16 protein-coding genes, 1 tRNA gene, 1 rRNA gene, 1 other RNA gene and 3 pseudogenes are annotated in these 26,036 nt (G+C 67.8%); 13 read left to right on the forward strand and 9 right to left on the reverse strand.

Annotated elements, in window-relative coordinates; translation table 11 throughout:
- Window positions 1–28 precede the first annotated feature (28 nt).
- The 5 genes from VKA29_RS00420 to ffs form a co-directional block, all read right to left on the reverse strand.
- Window positions 29–1,525, reverse strand: a complete 1,497-nt coding sequence (locus VKA29_RS00420; RefSeq protein ID WP_324783074.1) for a N,N-dimethylformamidase beta subunit family domain-containing protein — start codon at window positions 1,523–1,525, stop codon at window positions 29–31.
- A gap of 373 nt (window positions 1,526–1,898) precedes the next feature.
- A complete protein-coding gene (locus VKA29_RS00425) occupies window positions 1,899–3,803 on the reverse strand; it encodes a hypothetical protein (protein ID WP_324783075.1) in 1,905 nt (634 codons plus the stop codon).
- Window positions 3,804–4,118: 315 nt separating this feature from the next.
- Window positions 4,119–5,369, reverse strand: a complete 1,251-nt coding sequence (gene purD / locus VKA29_RS00430; protein ID WP_324783076.1) for a phosphoribosylamine--glycine ligase — start codon at window positions 5,367–5,369, stop codon at window positions 4,119–4,121.
- A 164-nt stretch (window positions 5,370–5,533) separates the two neighbouring features.
- A complete protein-coding gene (locus VKA29_RS00435; RefSeq protein ID WP_324783077.1) occupies window positions 5,534–7,837 on the reverse strand; it encodes a DNA polymerase III subunit gamma and tau in 2,304 nt (767 codons plus the stop codon).
- 47 nt (window positions 7,838–7,884) lie between these two features.
- Window positions 7,885–7,979, reverse strand: an RNA gene (ffs, locus tag VKA29_RS00440) — signal recognition particle sRNA small type.
- A gap of 73 nt (window positions 7,980–8,052) precedes the next feature.
- On the opposite strand from ffs, the gene VKA29_RS00445 reads away from it, so the two are divergent.
- The 4 genes from VKA29_RS00445 to VKA29_RS00460 all read left to right on the forward strand — a co-directional run bounded on the left by VKA29_RS00445 (window position 8,053) and on the right by VKA29_RS00460 (window position 11,790).
- Window positions 8,053–8,140: transfer RNA gene (locus tag VKA29_RS00445), tRNA-Ser, on the forward strand.
- Window positions 8,141–8,277: 137 nt separating this feature from the next.
- The gene (locus VKA29_RS00450) at window positions 8,278–9,363 is read left to right on the forward strand and encodes a site-specific integrase (protein ID WP_324783078.1); all 1,086 of its coding nucleotides are present in this window, start codon (window positions 8,278–8,280) and stop codon (window positions 9,361–9,363) included.
- A 114-nt stretch (window positions 9,364–9,477) separates the two neighbouring features.
- Window positions 9,478–9,930, forward strand: coding sequence for a hypothetical protein (locus VKA29_RS00455; RefSeq protein WP_324783079.1), 453 nt, complete (start codon window positions 9,478–9,480; stop codon window positions 9,928–9,930).
- A 1,521-nt stretch (window positions 9,931–11,451) separates the two neighbouring features.
- A complete protein-coding gene (locus VKA29_RS00460) occupies window positions 11,452–11,790 on the forward strand; it encodes a helix-turn-helix transcriptional regulator (RefSeq protein WP_324783080.1) in 339 nt (112 codons plus the stop codon).
- A 269-nt stretch (window positions 11,791–12,059) separates the two neighbouring features.
- Here the strand turns inward: VKA29_RS00460 and VKA29_RS00465 are convergent, their stop codons facing one another.
- Entirely contained in the window at window positions 12,060–12,281 is a 222-nt protein-coding gene (locus VKA29_RS00465) for a winged helix-turn-helix domain-containing protein (RefSeq protein ID WP_324783081.1), read from the reverse strand.
- A gap of 151 nt (window positions 12,282–12,432) precedes the next feature.
- On the opposite strand from VKA29_RS00465, the gene VKA29_RS00470 reads away from it, so the two are divergent.
- Together VKA29_RS00470 and VKA29_RS00475 are read left to right on the forward strand one after the other, a co-directional pair.
- Window positions 12,433–12,633 (forward strand): hypothetical protein, encoded by a 201-nt coding sequence (locus tag VKA29_RS00470; protein WP_324783082.1) that lies wholly within the window; start codon window positions 12,433–12,435, stop codon window positions 12,631–12,633.
- 601 nt (window positions 12,634–13,234) lie between these two features.
- A complete protein-coding gene (locus VKA29_RS00475) occupies window positions 13,235–13,768 on the forward strand; it encodes a hypothetical protein (protein ID WP_324783083.1) in 534 nt (177 codons plus the stop codon).
- 112 nt (window positions 13,769–13,880) lie between these two features.
- Here VKA29_RS00475 and VKA29_RS00480 read toward each other — a convergent pair whose 3' ends face one another.
- Window positions 13,881–15,647 (reverse strand): site-specific integrase, encoded by a 1,767-nt coding sequence (locus VKA29_RS00480; RefSeq protein WP_324783084.1) that lies wholly within the window; start codon window positions 15,645–15,647, stop codon window positions 13,881–13,883.
- A gap of 124 nt (window positions 15,648–15,771) precedes the next feature.
- Here VKA29_RS00480 and VKA29_RS00485 point away from each other — a divergent pair, with 124 nt between their 5' ends.
- A complete protein-coding gene (locus tag VKA29_RS00485; protein ID WP_324783085.1) occupies window positions 15,772–17,265 on the forward strand; it encodes an ISL3 family transposase in 1,494 nt (497 codons plus the stop codon).
- Window positions 17,266–17,341: 76 nt separating this feature from the next.
- Window positions 17,342–18,175: pseudogene (locus VKA29_RS00490) on the forward strand (IS256 family transposase); the annotation flags it as partial.
- Window positions 18,176–18,181: 6 nt separating this feature from the next.
- Here the strand turns inward: VKA29_RS00490 and VKA29_RS00495 are convergent.
- Window positions 18,182–20,255, reverse strand: a pseudogene (locus VKA29_RS00495) (ISAzo13 family transposase).
- A gap of 50 nt (window positions 20,256–20,305) precedes the next feature.
- Here VKA29_RS00495 and VKA29_RS00500 point away from each other — a divergent pair.
- The 5 genes and pseudogenes from VKA29_RS00500 to VKA29_RS00520 form a co-directional block, all read left to right on the forward strand.
- A pseudogene (locus tag VKA29_RS00500) lies at window positions 20,306–20,764 on the forward strand (transposase); the annotation flags it as partial.
- A 265-nt stretch (window positions 20,765–21,029) separates the two neighbouring features.
- Window positions 21,030–21,761 (forward strand): glycosyltransferase, encoded by a 732-nt coding sequence (locus VKA29_RS00505; RefSeq protein WP_324783086.1) that lies wholly within the window; start codon window positions 21,030–21,032, stop codon window positions 21,759–21,761.
- Between the two features lie 118 nt (window positions 21,762–21,879).
- Window positions 21,880–22,395 (forward strand): ATP-binding protein, encoded by a 516-nt coding sequence (locus VKA29_RS00510; RefSeq protein WP_324783087.1) that lies wholly within the window; start codon window positions 21,880–21,882, stop codon window positions 22,393–22,395.
- A 251-nt stretch (window positions 22,396–22,646) separates the two neighbouring features.
- Window positions 22,647–24,215, forward strand: coding sequence for an Eco57I restriction-modification methylase domain-containing protein (locus tag VKA29_RS00515; RefSeq protein ID WP_324783088.1), 1,569 nt, complete (start codon window positions 22,647–22,649; stop codon window positions 24,213–24,215).
- Window positions 24,216–24,371: 156 nt separating this feature from the next.
- Window positions 24,372–25,364 (forward strand): BsuBI/PstI family type II restriction endonuclease, encoded by a 993-nt coding sequence (locus VKA29_RS00520; protein ID WP_324783089.1) that lies wholly within the window; start codon window positions 24,372–24,374, stop codon window positions 25,362–25,364.
- A gap of 43 nt (window positions 25,365–25,407) precedes the next feature.
- On the opposite strand, the gene rrf is transcribed toward VKA29_RS00520, so the two are convergent.
- Window positions 25,408–25,524: ribosomal RNA gene (gene rrf / locus VKA29_RS00525) — 5S ribosomal RNA — on the reverse strand.
- Window positions 25,525–26,036 lie beyond the last annotated feature (512 nt).

Consider the following 26,036-nt stretch of genomic DNA (forward strand, 5'->3'; position numbering starts at 1 on the left):
ATCCTGGCGGGGGTCGGCGGGGCGAAGCTCAGTCACGTTTGCAGATGCGGTCCAGGAGGTTGGCGGTGGCGCGCTGGACGCGCGCGTCGACGTGGCCCGGACGGTCCAGGGCCGGGGACCAGGCGTACGTCCCGGACGCGAACACCAGCGCGCCGGACGGGGCCCGGTACAGGGACGTCTCCTGGTGGCGCGGGACGCCCTCGTCGTCGGTGTACGGGGAGTGGGCGAGCAGGATCCGTTCGTCGTGCTCGGGCAGCGGGGTGCGCGGGAAGTAGCGGTCCGCCTCACCCGCGACCAGGCCCTCGATCGCGTCGCCCTCGCCCGCGCCGGTCGCCTCCCACAGCCAGTGGCCGGCGTTGCGGACGATCAGGGGGTGCGGCTCGGGGACCCGGCCCGCGTACTGGATGCCGACGAGCTGCTGCTCCGGGCGGTCGATCTCGCGCCAGAGCGAGGGCCTGCCGGGCGCCCTGCGCTTGCGGCAGGTCAGCAGCCGGTCGGGGACGCCGGAGGGGGACGGGCCGAGCTCGGCCTGCCAGTACAGGGTGCCCGCGGAGAGGAAGACGAGCGAGGTGCCGTGGTCGCGGGCGCGTTCGACGGCGCGGCGCATGGCGGCCGACCAGTACTCGTCGTGGCCGGGGAAGACCAGGCCGCGGTAGCGGGTGGGGTCGATGTACCCGGAGTGCAGGTCACGGGCGTCGGCGTAGGCGAGGTCGTAGCCGTGGCGCTCGGCGAAGCGGATGACGTCGTAGGCGTGTCCGGCGTGCGGCGGAAGGCCGGCGCCCGCGTACGGGCGGTCGAAGGAGACGGTGGTGGCGGCGTCGTCCTCGCCCAGCAGGCGGCCCTGCCCGTCCCAGGCGTGGCGGAGGCTGGCGCCGGTGCGGCCGTCGTGCGGGTAGAGGTTGTAGGCCTGCCAGGTGATGTCGGGCAGCAGCATGAGCAGGTCGGCCGGCTGGTCGTCGCGGACGGTGAAGGGGATGTGCGAACGGTAGCCGTCGGCCGTGGTGAGCACGGCCACGTACGCGCCGACGTACCAGTGCGACGGGATCTGCAGGCGCCAGGACAGCCACCAGTGGTGACAGGAGACCGTGCGGTCCGCGGCCAGCGGCGGGGGCTGCACGATGCCGGCCAGCCGGGGACTCGCGGTGATCTTGACGGCGCCGTCGCCGCCGTAGTGGCCGATGCGGTAGATGTCGACGCCGAACTCCTGGGGCGGGTCGACCGTCACGTGGAAGTCGACGGCCTCGCCCGGGGCGACCGCGCCGGTGGAGGCGAAGCCCTTGATCTGACCGTGCACGTCGTCCGCGGCGCGGGGGCCGCCGGTGCCCGCCCTCGGCGCGGGGACCCGGGGGGTGTCTCCGGGCGGCCGCCGGGCGCCCGGGGCCGCGGGCCGGGGCGCGAGCTGCGCGGTGTCGTCGGCGTACGTCTCGGTGCCGGACAGCCAGGGGACGGGGCTCGGTCGGAAGGCGCCGGTCACGGCGTGCGTCGGCGCTCCGGGCGGCCGACGGCGGATCTGCTCGGACGCCATGGTCGCTCCCCTCCCTCGTGTGCCTGGTGTGTCTGGTGTGCCCTCTGTGCCCTGTGTCCCGTCCGTCGTGCCCTCGTGCCCGGGTGGTGGCGAGGTGCTCCGTGAACGGTCATGCGCGCGTCGCAGGCCATGTCATGGGCGCGGACGGTCTCAGCACATCACATTACGCACGCGGACTGTCACTGTTCGTTGCGAATCGACCCAAAGTGGAAGCGGGGGCTCCGGCCGGGTGACCCGTCGGATGCGCCGCCGGGTGAGCCGGGTGCGGTGCCGGCCCGGCAGGGCAGGACGTCGGGCTCGCGGACCGTCGCGTGGGGCGCCCGCGGTGTGGGGGCCGTACCCGGTCGCGTCGGCCTGGGGAGGGCCGGGCGGGTCAGACCAGGCGGACCGGCTTCTCCGGGCGTATGCCGGTCTCCACCAGCCACTCCCGCAGCGGGGCCGGGTCGCCGTCCTCGACGAGACGGAGGACGCGGGGGGTCAGGTCGGTGGCGCGCCGGCCGTGGAGCAGCAGCGAGGGGCCGTCCAGCCAGTCCAGGCCAGGGATGGCGCCCGCGGTGTCCATGGCGGCGCAGCACACCATCGCGGTGACGTGGTCGGCGAGCAGTTCGCGGCCGGTGCGCGGTGGCTGGAGGGGGAACAGGGGCAGTGTGCCGTCGTCCCAGAGCGCCGGGTCGCTTCCCTGGCCGGCGGCGTCCGGCGCGTCGCGTCCCGGCGGGGCCGCGGCCTCTTCGCGGGCCAGCTCGGCGGTGATGCCCGCGGCGAGGACGGCGGCCGCCTCGCTCACGTCGTCGCCGTCGTCGCCGTACACACCGTCGTCGCCGCCCCCGCCGTGTCCGACATCGTCGCCGTCCCCGCCGTGTCCGACGTCGCCGTACGGCGTTCCGGGGGCTTCCGGGTGGGGAGAGGGGGCCGGCGAGGCCGGGTCCGGTGGGGTGGGCTGCGGCGGGGTCGTCAGGTGGTCGAGGATGCGGGACAGGGTCGGGCCGTCCGGTGCCGGGGGCTCGGGGCCTCGGGCGGCGGGGCCCTGGGGGCGGCCGACGCCGAGGGCGTCGAGGACGCGGTGGAGGCGGGCCGCGTCGACGCGCCACTTGCGGTCGACGACCTCCTCCGGATACTCGCGCCAGTCCACCGGCGCCCAGTCGGGGCCGGTCTCCGCCGGGCCGCCGTGGAAGAGGCGGGCGGCCAGCAGCGAGGCCGCCTCGTCCACCGCCCCGGGCTCCTCGAGCAGGTCGCAGGCGGGGCGCTCGCCGAGGCGGGAGGCGAAGCCCTCGGCCAGACGGTCGCGCCGGGACAGCTCGGTGAGCGCGGCGACGACGCCGGCGTCCAGGCGGGAGGGCCAGCGGCCCATGCGCCAGGCGGGCAGCGCCACCCGGGTCAGCAGCCGGTCCCAGCCCGCGTAGGCCAGGCCCACCTGCTCCTGCGCGACGATCCGGAGGCCGTAGTCCACCGTCTGCGCACGCTCCGCGGCCGCGGCCGCGACCCCGCGCTCCATCTCGGCCGCGTGCTCCCGGCAGCTGCGCAGCAGCAGGCGGGCCACCCAGCCGAGCCCCGCGCAGCCCACCCGGGTCAGCAGGCACCGGGCGGGATCCGAGGAGACGGCGACCGCGGCGTCGAGACCCCGCACGAAGCGGCGGGCCGCCGCTATGTCCGGGTGCGCCGAAGGTCCCGTACCGGCGACGACGGGGGCGAGGACCGCGCGCAGTTCGCCGACCCGCATCCACCACAGGAAGGGGGAGCCGATGACCAGCACGGGGGCGGCGACTCCACGGCGGTGGAGGCCGCGTATGCCCGTCGTCTCGTCGTGCTCGTCCGGCGTTCCGTACGCCCGGCGGCGCGGACGGACATCCGCGGGCGGACCGTGCGCCGGGTGGGTGCGGTCCTCCAGCCAGCTGTCGCAGTCCGGGGTGAGGGCTATCGCCGACGGCGCCGGGACGTCGAGGCGGTCGGCGAGGTCGCGCACCATCCGGTACAGGTCCGGAGCGGACTCCTCGGCGACCGGCACCGTGGGACTCACGGCGGGGCGGGCACGGGCCACCACCAGGGCGACGGCGCCGGCGGCGAGCAGCACGAGGGCGGCGACCGGGATCAGCACCCAGCGGGCGGCCTGCCAGAAGGGGCCCACGAGGTGGTCCGTGGAGACGCCGGCCAGCAGCACGACGGCGACCGCCGCGGGCAGCAGCGCGACGGCCAGCGCCCGGCTGCGCACGCGCAGCACGGCGAGAGCCCTGGCGCGTGCGGCCTGCGCACCCGCCTCCACACCCGCACCGGTACCGGTCACGAGCGACCTCACCCCCTCCCCGGCTGTCCCGGGCGCCTGGCCTTCCTGGCGTTGCTCATTCCCCCACTGTGGCACTCGGCGGTGACATCGCAATGTCGGCGGGGCCAAGTGCCGGAACGCTTGCGCGGCACCATAGTTGGGGCCCCGGCCCGCGTCAGCCGGATGGGGCATCGGTCACTCGATGGAATGGCTTTGGTCAGAGGTGGGTGACAGAAAGCGAAGATCAGGCCCATGATCGGGCATGCGACAGGCCCCGTTCCGAAGAGGGAGACGGGGCCTGCGGGGTTCGTCCGTGCGACGTCGGGGACCGGCCGGTCAGATACCGGCCGCCTGCGCGGCGATGTCCGTGCGGTGCTGGGAGCCGTCGAGGCCGATGCGGGAGACGGCCCGGTAGGCGCGGTCGCGGGCCTCGGCGAGGTCGGCGCCGGTCGCGGTGACGGACAGCACGCGGCCGCCCGCGCTGACCACGGCGTCGCCCTGCCGCTTCGTCCCGGCGTGCAGGACGTAGGTGTGCGGGGCGTCCTGCGCGGCCACCTCGTCGAGGCCGGTGATGGGGTCGCCGGTGCGCGGGGTGCCGGGGTAGTTGTGCGAGGCGACGACCACGGTGACCGCGGCGTCGCCGCTCCAGCGCAGCGGCTCGATGTCGGCGAGGGTGCCGTTCGCCGCGGCGAGCAGGACACCGGCCAGCGGGGTCTTGAGCCGGGCCAGCACCACCTGGGTCTCGGGGTCGCCGAAGCGGGCGTTGAACTCGATGACCCGCACGCCGCGGGAGGTGATCGCGAGTCCGGCGTACAGGAGACCGGAGAAGGGGGTGCCGCGGCGGCGCATCTCGTCGACGGTCGGCTGCAGCACGGTCTGCAGCACCTCCTCGACCAGCTTCGGCTCGGCCCACGGCAGCGGGGAGTACGCCCCCATGCCGCCGGTGTTCGGGCCCTCGTCGCCGTCCAGCGCGCGCTTGAAGTCCTGGGCGGGCTGGAGCGGGACGACCGTCTCGCCGTCGGTGATCGCGAAGAGGGACACCTCGGGGCCGTCGAGGTACTCCTCGATGACGACCCGTTCGCAGCCGGCGGCGTGCGCCTTGGCCGCGTCGCGGTCGTCGGTGACGACGACGCCCTTGCCCGCGGCGAGGCCGTCGTCCTTGACGACGTACGGGGCGCCGAAGGCGTCGAGGGCCTGCTCGACCTCCTCGGGGGTCGTGCAGACGTACGAGCGGGCGGTGGGGACTCCGGCCGCCGCCATCACGTCCTTGGCGAAGGCCTTGGAGCCCTCGAGCTGCGCGGCTTCCCCGGAGGGGCCGAAGACCGGGATCCCCGCCTCGCGCACGACGTCGGCGACCCCGGCGACGAGCGGCGCCTCCGGGCCGACGACGACGAGCCCGGCCTCCAGTTCGGCGGCCAGCGCGGCAACGGCCTTGCCGTCCAGGGCGTCGACCTGGTGCAGCTCGGCGATCTCGGCGATGCCGGCGTTGCCGGGCGCGCAGTGCAGCGCGGTGACGGCGGGGTCGAGGGACAGGGAGCGGCACAGGGCGTGTTCGCGGGCGCCGCTGCCGATGACGAGGACCTTCACGGGGTCAGCCTAACCGGCGGAGCCCGTGCTGCTTTGTGCGGGCTGCCGAGGGGCGGGCGGCGCGCCGGTGGTGCGTTCCTCCAAAACGCCGCCCCGCGGGGGCACGGGACCAGCCGCCCGGCCGGCGCCGGCCGGGGCCCCGGGCGGGTCCGCGGCGGCCGGTGTCACTCGTTCGAGAACTCCTCCACGATCGTCGCTCCCAGTTCCCGCACGATGAGTTCGTGGCCCGAGAGGGCCGACTCGTTCAGGTCGGGGTCGTCGTCCTCGGGGATGTCGTCCTCGGGTGCGACCGGAGGCGGCGGCTCCGGGGCGGCCGGCCGGGACACCGGTCCGGGGGCGGCCGGGGACGGCGCGGCCGAGGACGGGGCGGAGCCGGCCGGCCGCGGCGCCGGGGACGGCGGGCGTTGCTGCTGGGGAGCGCCGCCGGGGCCGCCGTAGCCGCCGTTGAAGCCGGAGGGCCCGGAGAATCCGGAGTGGCCGCCTGCCGGGGCGGGGGGCGCGGAGCCACCGGACGGGTCGACGACCGCCTCGATCTTCCACTGGACGTGGAACTGCTCGGCCAGCGCCTGGCGCAGCACGTCCTCGCTGCCGCTGCTGGTGAAGTTGTCCCGGGCTCCCGCGTTGACGAAGCCCAGGTGGAGGGTCGTGCCGTCGAAGCCGGCCACCTGGGCGTTCTGGCTGAGCAGGATCCAGGTGAAGCGGCGGCGGTTCTTGACCGCTTCCAGGATGTTCGGCCAGAGCGTGCGGGGGTCGAGGCCGCCGCTGGGCGGTGCGTAGACGGGCGCCGCGGCCGCCGCCGGGGCGGGGGCCGGGGCGGACGCGGCGGCCGCGCGGGCGGGGGCCGGGGCGGCCGGTGCGGGCTGTCCGGCACCGGCGGGGGTGGCCGTGGGCCAGCCACCGGGCCGACGGCCGCTGCCGGCCGGGGCCGCGGTGGGCCAGGCGCCGGGGGCGGGAGCCGCCGCCGGGGCCGGCTGCGGCTGCTGGGGCCGGCCGGGGGGAGGGGCGACGGGTGCCGCGGGGACGGCGGGCGTGGGTGCGGGCGCGGCGGGCGCGGGCGCGGCGGCGGGCAGGCCGGAGCCCGCTCCGTTCGCCACGCCACCCCCGCCGGGTACCGCGCCACCGGGTGCCGCGGGGGCGCCCGCCGCCGGGCCCGCGCCCGGCGCTCCGGAGCCTCGTACGGCAGCCCGGGCCGCCGCCGGGCCGCCGCCTGGCGGGACCGGCGCTCCGCCGGGCACCGCTCCCCCGGGCGCGTGCGCGTCCGGTCCGGGCACGTAGCCCATGGCGGGCGCACCGCTGCCTCCGGAGAAGCTCACCCCGCGCTCGATCCGGTCCAGCCGGGCCATCACGGAACGCTCGTCCCCGTAGGCGGCCGGCAGCAGCACGCGCGCGCAGATCAGCTCCAGCTGGAGGCGGGGGGAGGTCGCGCCCCGCATCTCGGTCAGCCCCTGGTTGACGAGGTCGGCGGCGCGGCTGAGCTCGGCGGCGCCGAAGGTGCCGGCCTGGGCCTGCATCCGCTCGACGACGTCGGCGGGCGCGTCGATGAGGCCCTTCTCGGCCGCGTCGGGCACGGCGGCGAGGATCACGAGGTCGCGCAGCCGCTCCAGCAGGTCGGCGACGAAGCGCCGCGGGTCGTTGCCGCCCTCGATGACGCGGTCGACGACCTCGAAGGCGGCGGCGCCGTCACCGGTGGCGAAGGCCTCGACGACGGAGTCGAGCAGCGAACCCTCGGTGTAGCCGAGCAGGGAGGTGGCCATGGCGTACGTCACGCCGTCCGCCCCCGCGCCGGCGAGCAGCTGGTCCATGACGGACATGGAGTCACGCACGGAACCGGCGCCGGCCCGCACGACGAGCGGCAGCACGCCCTCCTCGACGGGGATGTCCTCCTTCTGGCACACCTCGCCGAGGTACTCCCGGAGGGTGCCGGGCGGCACGAGCCGGAACGGATAGTGGTGGGTCCGCGACCGGATGGTCCCGATGACCTTCTCCGGCTCGGTGGTCGCGAAGATGAACTTCAGGTGCTCGGGCGGCTCCTCGACCACCTTGAGCAGCGCGTTGAAGCCGGCCGAGGTGACCATGTGGGCCTCGTCGATGATGTAGATCTTGTACCGGCTGCTCGCGGGGCCGAAGAAGGCCTTCTCGCGCAGCTCACGGGCGTCGTCCACACCACCGTGAGAAGCGGCGTCGATCTCGATGACGTCGATCGATCCCGGCCCGTTCCTCGCCAGGTCACGGCAGGACTGGCACTCCCCGCACGGCGTCGGTGTCGGCCCCTGCTCGCAGTTCAGGCACCGGGCCAGGATGCGCGCGCTGGTCGTCTTGCCGCACCCGCGCGGCCCGCTGAACAGGTACGCGTGATTGACCCGGTTGTTGCGCAGCGCCTGCTGCAGCGGGCCGGTCACATGCTCCTGCCCGATGACCTCGGCGAACGACTCCGGGCGATAGCGGCGGTACAGCGCGAGAGACGACACGCATACGAGGTTATAGGCGCGGACCGACAACCCACCCGCCCGCCGACGCAAGCGCCCCCCACGCACCCGCCAGAGCCGACCTACCCTTGCTGCCTTCCGGCCCTGGGGGAGTTCAGTCAGATAGCGCCGCGTGAGGGGCTCCGCACAGAGTACCTGATCGCGAGAGCCCGGATCGAGTTCGCGAGCACTCCTCTCGGTCATGTAATGTTTCCGACGGAGGATTCGCCTAGAGGCCTAGGGCGCACGCTTGGAAAGCGTGTTGGGGGCAACCCCTCACGAGTTCGAATCTCGTATCCTCCGCCAGAAGGGGCTTGACCTGCGACAACGTAGGTTGGGCCCCTCTCTCGTTGAGGCAGCGACTCTCAGTCCAGACCCCGTTGGACAAGACGCTTGGGTAACAGGCACTTGTCTAGCGGGCAGACCTAGGGAGTCCACACCCCATGGCCCGCAGTCCTCTGCGCTCACAGCAGCGTGTCTCCAGTCACAGTGACAACACAGCCTCTCCCGCTCCCCTCCGCGCCGTCCGTGCGGTCAAGGGCGGTGAGGATGCCCGACTGGCTCTGATCGATGAACTAGAGCTGCACCTGAGCACGACCACGAACAAGCATGGCCGGCCGTACCAGCGCAGGACGATCAACGCCTACAAGTACGCCGCGGTACAGCTCCACCACTGGATGACCGCCAAGAAGACCCCCGGAGACTTCACCTCTGTGGACACGGCCACGCTCAACAGGTTCTTCCGCTGGTACTACCAGGAGCACGACGTGCCCAAGAGCCAGGACGGCAAGGGCGGGTACACCGGGGGCACGAACACGGTTCAGCGGAACCTCCGAGCCCTGTTCTCGTATCTGGCAGAGGAGTACGACCACCCCAACCCCTACCAGGACCGGAAGCTTCAGAGGTACGCCACTCCCCCTCTGGGCAAGCCCAAGACTCTCTCAACCGATTTCGTGGCAGACATGCTCAAGGCCACGGGCAACGGCTCTCCGAGGGTGCGGGACTTCCAGACTGTTCGGGATCACGCCATCCTCCGAGTCCTGACCGAGGGACTGCGCTCTGACGAACTTCTGAACCTCCGGGTACAGGATTTGGACCTTGCCAGGGGGACTCTCGCAGTGCTTCCGATCAAGATGGACCGAAATTCACTTGACGGCAGAGTCATTCCACTTCAGCCTAAAACTGTGAAAGCCCTATCCCGGTATCTCCGGGTACGGACCACTCACAAGCTTGCTGAACGAACGGACTGGCTTTGGCTTGGTACCCGCAACCGCTCCCGACTCCTCTACGCAGGGCTTCACCGTTTGGTGAAGAAGTGGGCCGAGGAAGCTGGATACGACCCTTCCGCCGTATCTCCTCACTCTTTCTGCCATACCTGGGCCGATGACCTGAAAGCGGCTGGAGTCTCGGGAGAACACATCATGACCATCCGCGGATGGAAGTCCCCCGCCATGCTCCGAAGGTACGGGGCAGACATGGCCACTACCAGGGCCGTGGATGCAGTCCAGGGGCTCGGGGACCGGTACTAACTGATATCAGCAGTGCTGGCACTGAGGCACTGTGACCGGACCCACACCAACCAACACGCCGTCAGGGAACAACCGACCTAATACCCGTTGTTGGGTGCAGTGAAGGGGGAGAAAATGAGTGACACGGACAACGCTTGGGGATTGGCAGTCCTGAACGTGGTGTACCGGCTTGCGCCGGCCCTGGTCATGGAAACCGACAGGGGGAGGCTGTCACTCGACACGGCTACTGACATCCTGCAAGCCACGTCCGGTGGCGCGGTAACCGGCATAGAGGAGTTCCTGGCAGGCTGCCTTTCCGACGTGATGGACTACCGCCTTGACGGAACGGTGCCCGAGGCAGCCCCGGAGATTCCCCAGGAAGACTCCAGAGAGGATCCGTGCCCGGAAGCCACGGACATGGCACTGTCAGATCTGGCGTGGGAATTGGTCCCCGCAGTGGACCTTGGGAAGCTTCCCCTAGAGACAGCAGTCTTCCTGTATGCCATGGCAGCAGAGGTACACAAAAATGAGGCAGAGGAAGCCGTTTCCTTTGTTATGGCAGAATATCTGACGGCAGAACTCGAATAGACAATACGACAACTGAAGACGAACACCAGTAAGGCCCCGGTATCTCATCGGGGCCTTTTCTTTTGCCCAGGGAGAGAACATGAGCGCAGTCAAGCAAGTGAAGTTGACCTGTGAATGCGGAGAGGAATGGATTCATAGTCGGCCAATAGGTAAGCGAGGAAGGAACCCCTCTACCAATCCCGATCACCCGAGGTGCGGAGAGAAGCGCCAGAACAAAAATCGTGCACTTTCCAGAGAGCGCCAGAGGAACGGGGAAAAGTACTTCCGCTGGAGCATTCCTGCTCCGGACAAAGCCTTGAAGTTGACTGTGGAGGAAGAGAGCATACGTGGGGACGTTGTTGCAAGCCCTTGGTGGATTACCGAGGCTCATACCTCAGAGGGATCACAGGAGACCTGCGTACCGGATGAATGGCGACCTAAGAGCCTCCCTCTGAACGTTCGGTACTCCACTCTGGAGGATGACCAAAAGACCCGTAGATGGCTGTCTGAGACCCGTAGCGGGGCTATGTCGGGATGCGACGTAGGACGTACATCGGGGAGAAACATTCCTGTCGTCGGCAGTGCAGAACCTTGGAACACGATTCACACCCACCGGGACGTGCCTCACTGTTCCACAGAGCCTCTGACCAAGATGGAACCGTTCCTGATGATCCTGTGACCTAGCGATCCAGAACCGAGTGTCCGATTAATTAATAGGGTGGAGAGAGCTAACCTCTCTGGAGTCAAGCTCATGGTCGCTGAGCCTCTGACGTGGTGGAAACACCAGGCCCCTTCCCAAGACCAAGGCATTAGCCAAGATGCCTAAACGGGACTCTACGGATACCTCAGGTGGATACCCGGAGAGTAAGGGTCCTCTACTCCCGAATCAATTGTTTGGGGGTAGGGGACCCCTATTCTCTTCCATTTCCTTGGTGGATATAACTTCTAACAATGTTTGTTAGTTAACTGGCCCCTCCCCCAGAAGGAGGGGCCTTTTTATTTGGAGAATACTTGGGAGAGTAGTCATGGCGTCTTGTTGTTGGACCAAAGATGATATCCAGTGCGGTTCTGAAGCTGGAATACACTACTGCATACCATTGTGCAATGAACACCTCTCGGTCTTCTACAGCTCAAGAACAAAGACCATCCGGCAAACGGCCACCTATCACGGGGCGGAGATTTTTCCCGGTTACTGCTACGTGGTGCTGCTACCAGACGAGACAGTCAAGATTGGATACTCGAACACCAAGGACACTTTGAAGAAGAGGTTTCAGGATCTCCGAAGACAGTTCGAGAGAGAGTACGGCCCCGGCTTTACTGTCCTGGCAGTCCTCCGGGGTGGTGTGGCCATGGAGGCTGTACTTCACCACCGTTTCCGTGCGAGCCGTATCCCTGGCCCTGGCGAACGCTTCGTGTTCTCCGAGGATATCCAAGACTACCTAGCTACGGCACCGCGGGTAGATTTCGCCCTGGCTCCCTAGTTCATCCCGCTAAAAGGTCAGGGCATTCTTTATACCCTCTCACAATCCCTTAGGAGTAATCATGGATAAGCCCATAGTAGCCAAGGTATACAACGGCCGAGAGTGGCGATACCGACGAACCAAGGTTCTCAACATGGGCCATGAGGAACTGGCCGCAAAGGTAGGCGTCCACCCTCATAGTATTCATCGGTGGGAGAACGGCACTAGGACCCCGAGTGCTGCGCAGGTCGTTGTGATGGCTCATCACCTCGGAATCCCGATCGTGGAATTGACAGACAGGGTTTCTGAGGACCTAGAAGCACTGCGCACCCTTGTCACTCTTGAAAAAATGCGCTGGGCTGAAGACGGAGAGGAACCGATTACTAGCTACCCGAACGAAGACGGCTGGCAATCAGGCTGAACACCTCAGCTGGCTTGATATTTCGGGCAAAAGGAAGTCAGAAGGAAAACGGCGGCATGAGTCATAGAGACTTACCGCTCATCAAACAATTGGGACACCCCTCAGAGGATGTCCCCCTTTTTTCACTTTTTTCACATTTGAGGGCGGGCGGGCTAAAACCTTGAAAACCGTACACGATTAAAGGACGGCGCCCCTGCGGTCCCAGGAAAGGGCTTTTTCCTACATTACCCCCGGGGTGCGCCTACGGACAAATATTCCCGGGAGAAACGTCACAGGACAAACGTGCCGATACCCTTCTCAGACCTGGTGAGACCCTGGGCCCTGACAGCATCCATGGCTCTCTGTGCTGTCGAGTTGGCGACACCGAACTCTGTGGCCACTTGGATAACAGAGGGCACCTTGGAGCCGGGCGGGTACGTCCCGTCCTTGATCCGGCCGAGGATGACATCCCTGATCTGTGGCCATGCTGCCCGTGTCCTGTCAAGCTCCATGATCAGAGCATCGGTGCACTGACGTATACCTCGCATCCGGAGTAACCTTCGGTATACCGAGGTACACCGAGACAGAGGTGAGATTGTGCAGCTACAACGGATGCCGGCCGATGAGTCGGGCAAGAGTGGCTACTGCCAACCGGGAGGGCTCATGGCCGCTCTGGCAGAAGACAGGGAAGATCACATCCTGAGAGTGGCCAAGGGTGATGTGGAGCGTGCCATGGCCCTGGTGACAGAGGACAAGGTGATCAAGGCCGAGTTGGTACAGGCGCTCCACTTCCTCTGTCACTCAGCCAAGGCCGCGGTAGACGTAGCCGAGTGCCGAGGGGAGCGGCTTGACTCTCTGGAGTGAGTGACGAGACACCGATGCCGGCCCCCTGGTTCGCCGATGGCCAGGGGGTCTCTTCATGCCCTGGCCAGAACACTCCGAACTCCCCTGACAGACAAGACGCTTGTGTCTTCTCTAAGTGGCTTGACTCGGGTTCCGTCCCTGGTCAGACTAGGTCTGTCGCAGTCTTCGGAAGATACGCTTGGAAAGCGTGTTGGGGGCAACCCCTCACGAGTTCGAATCTCGTATCCTCCGCCAGTGCCTCACCGGGCACGATGTCGAAGGGCCCCACTGTTCGCAGTGGGGCCCTTCGACGTGTGTGGTTGCAGTTTTGGTTGCAGTTGCCGTCACCCCCTTCGCGCTTTGGCGCTGCGCCTAACAAAAAACTGACCGCCCAGCGCGCGACGGCGAGCTCGGCACCGCTTCGACGAGCAGCGCGCCGCAAGGCCATGTGTCGCTATACTCCGCCCGTAGTGGCGCCTCGTGCGCGCCCGCTTCCGAGCTACAGACGCGCCCACACCGCCAGTAGCGACGAGGACAAGGGTCACCGACTCGCACGAGGCTGTTTGCCCAGGTCAACCGTGGTGCGACGGTGCGTGTGGGGCTCCGTCAGCGAGGACACCCGATGACCAGAGATCGCGCCCGCAAGCAGGAAATCCGAGCCCGGATGGCTGAGACGGGCGAGCCGTACAGCGAAGCCCGACGGCAGCTGACTGCGGAGATCACGGCCTACTGCCAGCAGTGCGGCCAAGAGGTCGCCCCGGGCGAGGGCGAGCTGTCGCTCAGCAGCGGCGAGCACAAGAAGGCACAGGAAGCCCGTGAGGCGTTCGAGCGGGGCCGGCGAGAGCGGATCGCCGCTGCCGAACCCAATGACTTCGAAGCCCACAGCATCAATCCACGCGACATTCCACCCCGCGCCCAGTGGGTGGTGCACCACTATCGGTGCCGTCCGGCAGAGCACTGGGACGGATACGGGCTCGAGGTGGGCCGCCTGCGGACGTATCGCGAGCTGGTGGGCGTGATCATCCACCTGTCCGACAAGGGCCACTTCGAACACACCGACCTGCGGACGGTCCTGGCTGAGATGCACTATGCGGAGCCGTGGGGAGCGGATGAACAGAAGCGTCGCTTCCGGTCAGTCCGCCCCGCGGAGCTTTGACGGTGAGGCCCCACCAGCGGCGCCCTTCTGACCTGGGCGTACTGGACGGGAAACCTGGGGCCTGAACGTTTGAGGGTGGCCGAACCACGCAGTGGTTCGGCCACCCTCAAGGTCACCACTCGTCGGTGTCGCCGTACTTCCCCGGATGCCGGGCGCGGTCCACAGCCTGTGCGCAAGCCTCGGCGAAGGCAGCCTTGACGGCCGCCTTATCCGTGCCTCGCACCTGGGCCTCGACCTCCTGGCCCGAGCCGGGGCGGCGAGCCGTGCGCCAGGCCGAGGCGCGGTCGGTGTAGCGGTCGGTCTCGAAGCCCCAGGCCGGCACCGGCCACTGCTCGGGGAGTCCTGTCGCCGCGCGGTCGCCACCGGGGAGGAACAGAGCTCGGGCGTGGAAGACCACGGCCCGCTCCGGCACGCGGTCGCGGATGGCGCTCGCGCCGTCGGGGTCCTGCTGTTCCCAGCGCCAGCGGTCCCATCCCTCGACCTCGGCCGTGTGGTCGGGCCAGTCCTCGCTCCACCGTGCGACGACCTCGTCGGCGTGCTCACGGTGAAGGAAGGGAACCCGTCGCTCGCCGAGGCGGGCAACGTACACCACCAGTTCGGCAGGGACGGGGCTCTGGCCAGCCTCCGACGCAGCACTTTTCGGAGTCTGGTCCGTGCCCCACAGGAGGCCGCCGACCTTGGCAGCAGTGTCCTTGAGGACGCGGCTGGTCAGGTGCTGGTAGCGGCGGCGCATTCGGGCGGACTTGCCGGGCTCCCAGCCCATGATGGCGTCGACGACCGCGTCGGGGACGCCGAGGATGAGCAGGACCGTCGCCGCAGTGTGGCGGGCGTCGTGAAGGCGGGCATCTCGGACGCCTGCGGCCCTCAGCAGCTCCTTCCACTTGTGGTAGTCCGTGTTCGGATTCAGGGGCTCGCCAGTGGGCGACGTGAACACGTACCCCTTCTCCGTCCACAGGTCACGGGCCCGGGCTCGCTCACGTGCCTGCTCCTCCTTGTGCTGGCGCAGGAGCTGGAGGAGTTCGTCGGGGGCGCCGATGGGCCTCTGACCGGCACGGGACTTGGCGTTCTTCGTCTCGCGCCGGGTGTTGATCTTCTGAGGGCAGAAGCCGGGCTTGCGTCCGCAGCGGTCGCCGCAGCCGTGCTTGTAGCGGGGCCGCAGCCGACCACGGCGTACGCGGATGACGCCGAGCTCGAAGTCGACGTCGTCCCACTGCATACCGAGGACCTCGCCCTGGCGCAGGCCGAGGGCGAGCGCGATGACCCAGCGGGCGGTGTTGCGGTGCTTGCCCGCTTCGGCGAGGAGGCGCTGGATCTCCTCGACCGTGTACGGCTCGACCTCTTCTTCCTCCAGGCGCGGGGCTTTGGCGATCGCGGCTGGGTTGGCAGAAAGGTGGGCGCGGCGGACCGCCTCGTTGAGTGCGGTGCGCACGGTGCGGTGGACTTGGTGAGCGGTGCCTGCGGCACTGCCGGAGTCCTGCATCTTCTTGTAGAAGCGCTCCAGGTGCTCGGGTTCGAGCTTCTCCAGGCGGTGGGCGCCGAGGCCGGGGATGAGGTGGTGGTTCACCGCGACGCGGTAGCCGTCGATGGTGTTCTCCGAGACGTGCGCGGCGGCAATGTCCTCCACCCAGTGCGTCAGCCAGCTGCCCAGTGTCCAGCTCTGGCCCGCCTTGGGGACCGTGCCCTTGTCGCGCTGCCGTTCCAACTCGCGTACGAGCTTGGTGACCTCGTGGCGGGTCCTGCGGCTGACGTGGCGCCGGTCGGGCTTGCCGTTGTCCTTGGTCCCGACGGTGACATAGCCGTGCCAACGGCCGTCCTTGCCCTGAAAGATGGACGAGGCTCCATTGGGCTGGCGGGACTTCGGTGCGGAGGCTCGAGTCACGCGGCGGCCCCGAAGTCGGTTGCCGACAGGGGGTCTGTACGGTAAGTGGGTCTGTTCCGTAGTCGGTGGTGACGGTGAGTGCTTGCCTGTGATCATCGAGCGTGCATGATGCGAACTTTCGGGGTTGTCGGCGTTGGTCATCGAGGATGTGGCGGACGGTGGCGAGATAGTCCGGGTTTCGGCTCGGACCCGGGATGTTCCCGTTCCCTGTCCGGTGTGCGGGGTGGTGACGGGGAGGGTCCACGGGTATCACGGCCGGACGGTGCGGGATGTGCCGGTCGACGGCCGACAGGTCGTGGTCCGGGTGAGGATACGACGGCTGGTCTGTCCGGTCCTGGGCTGCAGGCGGCAGACCTTCCGAGAGCAGGTCCCCGGGCTCCTGGAGCGCCATCAGCGCCGCACCACACGCCTGACCGGCCAGCTCTCCGAGCTGGTCAAGGAGTTATGCGGCCGGGCGTCCGCGCGAGTCGCCCGATCCCTGGCCGTGCCCGTGTCGTACGCCTCCGCCCTGCGGCTGCTGCGGCGGGTGCCCGTGCCGGAGGTGCAGATCCCGCAGGTGATCGGGGTCGACGACTTCGCCCTGCGGCGCCGGCACAGCTACGCCACGATCATCATCAACGCCGAGACCGGTGAGCGAATCGAGGTACTGCCCGGCCGCGAAGCCGCCACTTTGGAAGCCTGGCTGCGTGGACATCCGGGCATCGGGGCCGTGTGCCGGGACGGATCGGCCACCTACGCCGAGGCGGTCCGCCGAGCCCTGCCCGACGCGGTCCAGATCAGCGACCGCTGGCACCTGTGGCACAACCTCGCCGAGGCCGTCCGCAAAGAAGTGGCCGCACACAGCACCTGCTGGGCGAAAGCGGGCCCGCCCCCGGCCAAGGGGAGACAGGCTGCCACCACCCGCGAGCGCTGGCAGCAGGTCCACGCCCTGCGCGAGCGCGGAGTCGGACTTCTGGAGTGCGCGCGCCGCCTGAACCTGGCTCTCAACACCGTCAAGCGCTACGACCGCGTGGCCGAACCCGAGCGCCTCATCCGCGCCCCCAAGTACCGGCCCACCCTCGTGGACCCCTACCGCGATCACCTGCGCCGACGCCGGCTGGAGAACCCGGCCGTCCCCGTCACCCATCTCCTGAAGGAGATCAGGGAACTGGGCTACACCGGCAGCTCGAACCTCCTCGTCCGCTACATCAACCAGGGCCGCGTCGAGGCCGACCGGCCCGCACTCTCGCCCCGGCGCCTCGCCCGCTACCTACTCACGCGCCCCGATCGTCTCAAGGACCACCAGCGGGAACGCATCGAGGCCGCCCGCACCGCCTGCCACGAGATGACCGCTCTGGCCGACCTCATCCACCGCTTCGCCGTGCTGCTGGATCCCGCCGATGGCAACGCCGCCCTGCTGAGCACCTGGATCACCTCGGTCCAGGCCGAGGACCTGCCCCACCTGCATGCCTTCACCCGGGGCCTCGAGAAGGACCGCGCCGCAGTCGACGCCGCCCTCACCCTGCCCCACCACAACGGCGGCACCGAAGGCGTCAACAACAAAACCAAGCTGATTAAGCGCCAGATGTACGGCCGCGCGAGCTTCCCCCTCCTCCGCCACCGCATCCTCCTGGGCTGACCAGACCCTCCGTCACCACCGACTACGGAACAGACCCCGGTAAGTGGTGTAACTCCCGTGCCGGAAGCGACAGTTGATGACTGACGTGACGAGTGACACCGAGGCCGGAAAGGCCTCTGTGAGCGGGACGAGCGCCGTGGATGACGGGCTGGTCGCCGAATTGGTTGCCCGGGCTCAGGCCGGTGGGGTGAAGCTCACGGGGGAGGGCGGCCTCCTGCAGCAGCTGACCAAGCGGGTGCTGGAATCCGCCCTGGAGGGCGAGCTCACCGATCATCTGGGGCACGAGCCCGGCGAGCGGGCCGAGGGCGGTCGGGAGAACTACCGCAACGGGCACCGCTCCAAGACCGTGATCACCGAGTCGGGGCCGGTCGAGATCGCGGTGCCGCGGGACCGGGCCGGGTCCTTCGAGCCTCAGCTGGTCAAGAAGCGGCAGCGGCGTCTGGGCGGGGTGGACGAGATGGTCCTGTCGCTGTCTGCGAAGGGGCTGACGCATGGGGAGATCTCCGCGCATCTCGCCGAGGTGTATGGCACGGAGATCTCCAAGTCCACGATCACCGACAGCGTGATGGCCGGCATGACGGAATGGCAGAACCGCCCGCTGGACAGCGTCTACCCGGTCGTCTTCATCGACTGTGTGAACGTGAAGGTCAGGGACGGGCAGGTCGCCAACCGGCCCGTCTACATGGCGGTGGCGGTCACCGCCGAGGGGCACAGGGACATCCTGGGCCTGTGGATCGGCGACGGCGCTGAAGGCGCAAAGTACTGGCTCCAGGTCCTGACCGAGATCAAGAACCGCGGCGCGGCCGATGTCCTGATGCTGGTCTGTGACGGCCTGACCGGCCTCCCGGACGCCGCGAATACCGCCTGGCCTGCGACGATCGTCCAGACCTGCGTCGTTCACCGGAGCCGTAAAGAATCAACCTGTCGGCGTGTTGCTGTCGATGGATGCCAGCAGTTCGGCGCCGGTGGCGAAGCGGGTCGGGGCGGGAGGCAGGGTGATTCCGGCTTCGCGGAGGACGGGTTGGGCGTCTCTGAGCGCGTTGTTGAGGGTGCCGAGGCTGACGCCGAAGGCGTCTGCCAGGACTTGTCGGGTGCCGAGCTTGCGCTCGTAGAGGACTGCGGCCAGGAGGCGTTCGGCATCGGTGATCTTCTGCCGGAAGACGCCGCCGCGGGTGCCGGGCTGGCGTGGTCCGCCCCGATGCTGGTGGCGGCGCCGCTCGATCAAGGCGGCTTGCTGAAGCGACAACTGGTCGATGAGCGAGGCCAGTTCGGTGCGGTCCATGCCGGTCAGGGCAGGGTCGGCCAGGTGGTGGGTGCGCTGGAGGCGGGCGGTGACCGGGGTCCCGGAGCTTACGAAATCCTCGAGCTCCTGGCTGCTTGAAAAGCACAGCGTGGTGGGCGTGATGGAGATGCTGTGTTCCTGGAGGAGGCGTCGGATCTCCTTGATGGACGGGCCGAGGGTGCGCTGGCACAGACCCAGCATCTCGGCGAGGAGGTTCTGCGAGCACACGTGGCGGAGGTAGATCACGCTCAGCAGGATGCGGTCCGCGGGGGTGAGGACCGGGCGCTTGTTGTCTCCGGCGCCGTGGCGGCGCGGGCCGCCGCGCTTGCGGTGCAGTCGTTCCTCGCGAAGCGGGCCCAGCTCGGGCGTGAGTTTGCCGGCCAGGGCGGTCAGGTCCTCGCGGCTCATCCCGGTCAGGGCTGGCTCGGCCAACAGGTCGAGGACCCGTCGGCGGGCAGCGTCACGGTCTGTGAGGGGTGTGGGCTCGCCGTCGCAGGGGCCGTCGGGGCGGACGGTGTAGTTCCAGGTGCCGTGCGTGTCGTGGTACTCGATCGGCAGGCTCTTCAGCTGGGCCTTGCTGACCGCGATGCCCAGGGGGTAGCGCCCGGTGTCGAGTTCGGCTTCGACCCGCAGTCCGCTGCGGGTCTTCGTCGCCGCGATGGCGTTGACGACAACTTCGTGGCTGGTCAGCGGGCGGCCCCGCCAGTTCATCGTGATGTGGGAGAAGAGTCGGTGCTCGATCTTGTTCCACTTCGAGGTGCCGGGAGGGAAGTGACAGACAGTGACTGCCAGCCCGGTCTCGGCGGCGAATTCGGCTAGCTCCGCCTTCCAGAGGCGGTAGCGGTAGCCGTTGGAGCCACCCGCGTCCGCGGTGATCAACAGCTGGCTGGCCCGCGGATAGTCATGGCGGCCCCGGGCCTGCCACCAGCGGCGGATCGAGGCGACCGCGAAGACCGAGGTGTCGTGATCCACGCCAACGTTGACCCAGCCGGTGTCCGCCGAAAGATCGTAGACCATAAGGGATGGCGCCCGCCGGCCCGGAGAAGAAGCTGTGGTCATCGACCCGGACCGGGTCACCCTTCGGGCGCCACTGCCGACCGGGGTTCGGCAGCTGGCCGAGCATCTCCTTCTTCTTCGTGTCCACGCTGATGACGGGCTCGTCGTCGGCCTGGTGTCGTTTGACCTGCTCGTTGATGTAGCGGAACTGGGCGTCCCGGTTCGGGTGTTGCTCGCCCTCCAAGGTCTTGGCCTGGGCCTGGAGGCTGAATCCGTTGTCCTTCAGCAGCCTGCCCACCGTCATCGCCGAGACAGGATGGCCCTGGCCCGTCAGCTCGTCCGCGAGGATCCGTAACGACTTCGTCGTCCACCGCAGCGGCGACATCGGATCGCCCCGCTCATCCGGCTCGACCAGCGCCAACAGCGCGGGCAGCAGAGCCGGATCGACCTGCTCCGCACGCTTGCGGCCCCCGCCTGGCCTCCGGGTCCGCCCCGCGGACGCCGTGGTCTCGCCCGCCTCCAACTCGAAGACTCCCCTGCGGACCGTGGTCTCGCTCACCCCCGCGGCCCGTGCGACCGCCCGGACACCGCCGTGCCCCAGCAGTCTCGCCTCGGTGGCCAGCAGCAGCCTCCGCTGCCGCTCGTCCAGATGTGGCAACAACACCTCGAACCGCACGGCGAGTCGACCGTGCTTCCCCTCCGACAACGCCATACCAGGTCAACGAGGCACACCACAGAAGGCGACACCTTGTTTCCGTACGGCTCCACCTGCTACGGAACAGCTTCCGTTACGCGGCCCGGCAGGACTGGGAGAAGATCGCGAAGGCGCTCAGGCCGGTCTACACCGCTCCGACCGAGGACGCCGCCCTGGAGCGGTTCGTGGAGTTCACCGACGCCTGGGGCGGGAAGTATCCGGCGATCGTCCGGCTCTGGGAGGCGGCCTGGGCGGAGTTCGTGCCCTTCCTCCGGCTCGACGTGGAGATCCGCAAGATCGTCTGCACCACCAACGCGATCGAGAGCATCAACGCGCGGATCCGCAAGGCCGTCCGGGCCCGGGGGCACTTCCCCACCGACCAGGCCGCCCTCAAGTGCGTCTACCTGGCCGTCATGAGCCTGGACCCGACCGGCACCGGACGCAAACGCTGGACCATGCGCTGGAAGGCCGCACTCCAAGCTTTCGACATCACCTTCGACGGCCGGCTCACCGCCGGACGCCGCTGAAGAAACCGACCGAGTTCCACCGTTCGCTACACAGCCCCGGCCTAAACCTCGACTACCGCATCTGGCGCGCCGAGCAAGACGACGCCGGCCATCTCCACCCGGCCGAAGAACTCTCGCTGACCATCGCTCCGCGGCTGGTGGACATCAAGTACACCCTCATGCGCAACAACCAGTGGACCGCCTCCCCCGCGCCCAGCGTCGCCTGATCCCCACCGCCGCTATCCGCAGCCCCCTCACCTCGCAACCTCACACGCAGGAGACCGTGATGAGTCCCTCCGGCATGCCCTCCGCCGACCTCCTCGGCGAGCAGATCCACGCAATCCTCGCCGACCCCGCCACCGCCCACGGGCTCGCCCGCACCCTCCGGGCTGCCGCCAAGGAGATCGAACTCCACCGCTACCACCACGCCAGCCGACGCGCCTGGCCCAACGGCTGGATCGACGACAAGCCTGGGAAGGTCCAGATCGGTGGCGGGGCGCATCACATCGACGGCTTCTTCAACATCGACCTCGTACCGCCGGCCGACCTTCTCTGGGACATCCGCGAGGGCATTCCCCTCCAGGACTGCAGCACCCACGAGATCTTCTCCGAGCACTTCCTGGAGCACATCGACTACCCCCGCTCGGCCAAGCACTACGTCCGGGAGACCCATCGCGTGCTCGTGCCGGGCGGCCGGATCATCACCGGCGTACCCGACGCCGCCTTCGCCCTGAACCAGTACCCCAGCCCGCTCGACGACGAGACGATCGAACGCTGGTACTCCAAGCGCGACTGCCGCAGCGACATCAACACCCGCCTTGACCTCGTCAACCTGGTCTTCCGCGACCAGGACGACGACCCCACCTACACCCCGCACCTGTGGGCCTACGACCACGAGAAACTCGTCCAGCTCTTCACCGAGGTCGGCTTCACCACCGTCGAACCCTGGACGTTCGACCCCACCATGGCCAACCCGAAGCGCCGCTGGGGAAGCGTCTACGTCGTCGCCACGAAGTAGCCCCCTCAAGCAGCCCGCGAGTCCGGGACGCCCCCTTGCCTGCCTCGGACTCGCGGGCCTCCACCTACGCCACGGCGCCCCGCACCCGCCCGGCCATACCGCCGAGGGAGCCACCCACATGAACCAGGTCCCGCCGCCCGTCAGTGAACTGACCCTCGCCGCCACACCCAACGCTGTTGCCTGGGCCCGCCGCCACACCGTCGACATCCTCCAGCGCTGGCACTTCCCTAATGAGGGCATCGAAGTCGCCCGACTCCTCGTCTCGGAGCTCGCCACCAACGCCATCACGCACGCCCAGCCGACGGACACGTCCGAATCCACCGACCTCGGCACGATCAGGCTCATGCTCTGGCCCATCGACTACGGCGTCATCCTCGCAATCAGCGACCCCGACCCACGACCGCCGGCACCTCGCCCACATGACGCCAGCGCCGGCGGGGGCCGCGGGCTCGTCCTCATCCAGGCCATGGCCAGCCGCTGGGGCTACTCCCCCACACAGCCATACCCAGGAAAGGTCGTCTGGGCAGAGGTTCCCGCTCGTCCCAGAAGCACCCTTGCTGAGCCCGGCTCCGGCGGTCAGCAAGCCGCCCCAATGCTCATCGGGCGAGTCCTGACCGGCCTGCGCGAGCTGTAGTCAGACAACCGCGGCGAGCCGCGTCCCTTTCTCCTCATCCAGGGAATGGGGCAGAGACCGAATCCGGGATTATTGGCTTCCCGCCCCTCGCTACCCCGACCAAGGTAAAGGCCGCGTCCGCAAGTCTGACCGACAGCTTCGCGCTCCACTTTGCAGCCCTCGGCGAGCAGCCGTGCATCCGGTAGAAGCGATCACCCGAAGGGTTTTCCACAGGCTCATCGGATCCGGCGCGATCTGGCTACGCTGTGCCCATGGCAGCAGAGGTAGCAGAGGTAGCAGCAGCGGAAACGGATCTTGTGACCCGCACGGAAGCGAGGAGGCAGGAGTCATCTTCGGCTCTTGACCCCAAGGAGCGTGCGAAGCGCGGTCAGTACTTCACGCCTGCCCCCGCTGCGGACTTCATTGCCTCGCTGGCGCGGCTAGACGGCGCAGCCTCGATTCGGCTCCTCGACCCCGGTGCTGGGGCGGGGTCTCTGACCGCCTCGGTCGTATCGCGCATCCTCCGCGAACACCCACAAGCCCAGATCAACGTGACCGTATGCGAGAACGATCCACAGCTTCACAAGACCCTCTCTGCAACGTTGGAAGACTGCGCGAGCACGGCCCAAGCGGCCGGCGGAAGGGTCGAGACCACCCTGGTGAAGGACGACTTCATCACTTGGGCGACCGAGGATGCAGGACTGTTCGGTGAGGATCGGGGTCCGTTCGACCTCGTAGTCATGAACCCCCCCTACAAGAAGCTGGCCGCCAACTCACGTGAGCGCAGGGCAGTTGCTGCGGCCTGCACAGAGACCTCGAACCTCTATTCGGCATTCATGGCACTGGGGATTCACCTCCTTGCCCCAAGCGGCCAGCTCGTCGCCATCACGCCCCGGAGTTTTGCGAACGGCCCTTACTTCCGACCGTTCCGCAAGTATCTTCTGGACCGCATGCACATTGACCGCGTGCACCTGTTTGAATCGCGAAATAAGGTATTCGCCGATACGGACGTGCTCCAGGAGAACGTGATCTTCTCGGCAACGCGCACCGACACATCCGACCGAGGATCCATCATCGTTTCCTCAAGTCACAGCTACGGCGGTGTAATCCGCAGCCGCTCGGTGGAGTACAGCGAGATGGTGAATCCGGAAGACGGCGAGCACTTCATCCACATCAGCGCAGATGAGGAAGACGCACAGCTCGCGGCTACCCATGCCAACCTTCCCGCAACTCTCACACAAATTGACTGCCAGGTTTCGACGGGGCGCGTTGTGGACTTCCGCTCCAAAGAGCACCTGCGAGCCGACCCGGAGGAGGGCACGGTTCCCCTCATCTATCCGCTTCACATGCGTAACGGCGGAATCTATTGGCCTGTGCCCGGCGCCAAGAAAAACAATGCGATCATGCTCACCCCAGACACTCATAAGATGACTTTCCCATCCGGGTATTACGTTGTGGTGAAACGCCTCTCCTCCAAAGAGGAGAAGCGCCGAGTGGTCGCTACCGTATTCGATCCGGAAGTGACCCCCGGCCCTCGGATTGGATTCGAGAATCACGTAAACGTGTTCCACAGGGCAGGGGCCGGACTCCCCAAGGACGTCGCACGCGGTCTCTGTTTCTGGCTCAACTCCACCCTGCTAGACCGGCTCATTCGTCGGTTCAGCGGCCACACCCAGGTGAACGCGACCGACCTACGGAGCCTCCGCTACCCAAGCGAGGCCCAGCTGCAAGCAATCGGTGGCGAGTGGATAGAGGATGGGTGGCCCGATCAAGAGAAGCTCGACGACCTCGTCGAACGTCATCTGGAGCTGGAGGAGACCGTCTCGTCCGGCGAAGCGTAGGGTCCACGAGTACCGCCGCAGAATGGCTGATCAAGGTCGACATGGCTGAAAGTTGACGTCCCTCAAGATGGGCCCCCTCGACTGGCAGTGCGCTCCCCGATGCCCTGTAGCCTGAGCCACACTCACTGCATCGATGTGACTGGGGAGGGCCAGCGAGTGACAAAGGCACAGCAAGAAAAGAAGCTCGAAGAGGCGAGGGATATTCTCGCCGCCATAGGGATGCCTCAGAAGCAGCAGAACACCCGGACCGCGCTGGTCCTGCTTGCAATGCTCGACCTTCGCCCGGATCAGGAATGGACGGAGGCGAGCTCCAACACCCTCGGCATCACCGAGTGCATGGATTGGATGGTCGCCCACTACCCCGACATCCCGAAAGGGACGAAGGACCCGAGCAGGTACGCCCCTAACAGCCGCGAGTCAGTGCGCAAGGAATCCGTCCACCAGCTCATCGATGCCGGCATCCTCGTCAAGAATTCCGACGTCCCTGGACGGGCCACAAACGATAAGAACAACCGATACCACCCGAGCCAGCTGGCTATAAGGGCGCTAACGACCTACGGAACTTCGAAATGGCAGGACTCGCTTGACGAATTCCACACCGAATGGGAGAAGCTGATCGAGCTCTGGGCTGCCGAGAGGTCGGTTCATCGAGTCCCCGTCAGGCTTCCCAACGGGAGGGAGGTCGAGCTCAGCCCTGGCGAGCACAGCGAACTCATCGGGGCTGTCGTCGAACGCTTCGCATCGCAGTTCACCCCGGGAGGCACGGTCGTCTACCTGGGCGATACGGGCTCCAAGTGGATCGTCAACGAACGCGAGTACCTCGCCGAGCTCGGCGTGGTCGTGGATGCTCACGGCAAGATGCCTGACGTGGTCATTCACTACACGGAGAGGGACTGGCTGGTGCTTGTAGAGGCAGTCACCTCGACCGGGCCAGTCAACGGTCTGCGGGTCGCGCAGCTCAAGAAGCTCTTCGAGGGAGCGCGCCCGGGACTGGTCTTCGTCACTGCTTTCCCGACGAAGATGAAGTTCCGCCGGTTCGCAGCCGATATCGCGTGGGAAACGGAAGTCTGGGTCGCGGAGGACGAGACACACATGGTGCACTTCAACGGCGAGCGCTTCCTCGGCCCCTACGACGACACTCACGAATAAACGACGAGGGCCGCCCCGCGAGGCGGAGCGGCCCTCAAACAAAGATCGGCGACGACCTACTCTCCCACGAGGTCCCCCTCGCAGTACCATCGGCGCTGGCAGGCTTGGCTTCCGGGTTCGGAATGTTGCCGGGCGTTTCCCCACCGCTATGGCCACCGAAAAACTTCGCGCAAGCCCAGGGGCAAGCACTTTCGAGGGATGAGTATACAGGCGGGCAGATCGTTGGGCGGCCGGCCCAGGTGCGCGGAGCGGGGAGTGAGCCGGCCGCTCTGTGGACGCCGGCTGACCGCTCTACCGCCACCGTCCCACCCGTTACCCGGGCCGCATGGTTGCAGTTCTGGTTGCGTTCACCCCCATCCAGCCCCGTCCGGACAAGGCCGCCCTGAACGCTCCGCCGCAGGTCAGGACGCCCACGACCCCCGCCGGACCCCCATACGAACATTTGGAAAGCGTGTTGGGGGCAACCCCTCACGAGTTCGAATCTCGTATCCTCCGCCAGTGCCTCACCGGGCACGATGTCGAAGGGCCCCCTGGAAAGGCGAATTAAAGGGGTCGTCGCAACACGCGGTGAGTTGATCAAGCCGCGAGCAGTTTAGACAGACGCTCGGCTGGGGTTTCCCAGCCGAGCGTTTTGCGTGGGCGGCTGTTGAGTTCGGCGGCGACGGCGCCGAG

Source organism: Streptomyces sp. H51 (assembly GCF_035656535.1).
GTDB lineage: Bacteria > Actinomycetota > Actinomycetes > Streptomycetales > Streptomycetaceae > Streptomyces.

Coding starts and splice junctions, on each gene's coding strand:
- VKA29_RS00460 (WP_324783080.1), top strand. CDS start 11,452: ATGGATAAGCCCATAGTAGCCAAGGTATACAACGGCCGAGAGTGGCGA.
- VKA29_RS00465 (WP_324783081.1), bottom strand. CDS start 12,281: ATGGAGCTTGACAGGACACGGGCAGCATGGCCACAGATCAGGGATGTC.
- VKA29_RS00470 (WP_324783082.1), top strand. CDS start 12,433: ATGGCCGCTCTGGCAGAAGACAGGGAAGATCACATCCTGAGAGTGGCC.
- VKA29_RS00420 (WP_324783074.1), bottom strand. CDS start 1,525: ATGGCGTCCGAGCAGATCCGCCGTCGGCCGCCCGGAGCGCCGACGCAC.
- VKA29_RS00510 (WP_324783087.1), top strand. CDS start 21,880: ATGAACCAGGTCCCGCCGCCCGTCAGTGAACTGACCCTCGCCGCCACA.
- VKA29_RS00455 (WP_324783079.1), top strand. CDS start 9,478: ATGAGTGACACGGACAACGCTTGGGGATTGGCAGTCCTGAACGTGGTG.
- VKA29_RS00515 (WP_324783088.1), top strand. CDS start 22,647: ATGGCAGCAGAGGTAGCAGAGGTAGCAGCAGCGGAAACGGATCTTGTG.
- VKA29_RS00475 (WP_324783083.1), top strand. CDS start 13,235: ATGACCAGAGATCGCGCCCGCAAGCAGGAAATCCGAGCCCGGATGGCT.
- VKA29_RS00505 (WP_324783086.1), top strand. CDS start 21,030: ATGAGTCCCTCCGGCATGCCCTCCGCCGACCTCCTCGGCGAGCAGATC.
- VKA29_RS00450 (WP_324783078.1), top strand. CDS start 8,278: ATGGCCCGCAGTCCTCTGCGCTCACAGCAGCGTGTCTCCAGTCACAGT.